The organism is Maribellus luteus (assembly GCF_003576475.1).
Classification (GTDB): Bacteria; Bacteroidota; Bacteroidia; order Bacteroidales; family Prolixibacteraceae; genus Draconibacterium; species Draconibacterium luteum.
Genome location: NZ_QWGR01000223.1, coordinates 1 through 551, shown reverse-complemented (window position 1 = coordinate 551; position 551 = coordinate 1). Strand labels below are relative to the sequence as shown.

At 72.2% G+C, this 551-nt stretch carries 2 protein-coding genes; one reads left to right on the top strand and one right to left on the bottom strand.

Features of this window, described 5'->3' with window-relative positions:
* A partial coding sequence (locus D1614_RS24770; protein ID WP_147384411.1) for a YgjP-like metallopeptidase domain-containing protein occupies positions 1-210 on the top strand: 210 nt, incomplete at its 5' end.
* Positions 211-217: 7 nt separating this feature from the next.
* Here D1614_RS24770 and D1614_RS24765 read toward each other — a convergent pair.
* Positions 218-551 (bottom strand): nitrilase-related carbon-nitrogen hydrolase (locus D1614_RS24765; protein WP_306439031.1); only part of this gene is annotated, 334 nt, incomplete at its 5' end.

Sequence of the window (551 nt, the reverse complement as noted above, 5' to 3'; positions counted from 1 at the left end):
GAGGTCGGCCGCATCCGCTATTCCTGGCGGCTGATCCTCAGCCCGTTCGAGGTGATGGACTATGTCGCCGCCCACGAATGCGCCCACCTGATCGAGGCCAACCACAGTCCGGCCTTCTGGGCGGTGGTGCGCGGCCTGATCGGCGACGAGCGCCCGCAGCGCGCCTGGCTCAAGGCCAACGGCGCGGCGCTGCACGCCTTCGGGGTCTGATCCCGGCTCAGGCCGGCGCGTCGGGCGTCAGCACCGGCGCGGTCGAGAAGCGGGCTTCGCGCGGGTCCAGCTCATGGCCGGGCCGGCGGGTCAGCAGGCCGTAGAGTTCGGGCCGCCGCCCGCGGATCCAGCGCCGGCCGGTGGCGGTCGGCAAAAGGTCCAGGTCGAGGTCGGCGATGACCAGGGCCTCGTCCAGGGCGTCGGTCTCGGCCAGGACCCGGCCATAAGGGTCGAGGATCATGGCGTTGCCGGTCCGCACCTCGCCGTCGTCCTCGCCGACGCCGTTGCTGAACAGGATGAAGACGCCGTTGTCGTGGGCGCGGGCCGGCAGCCAGCGCATC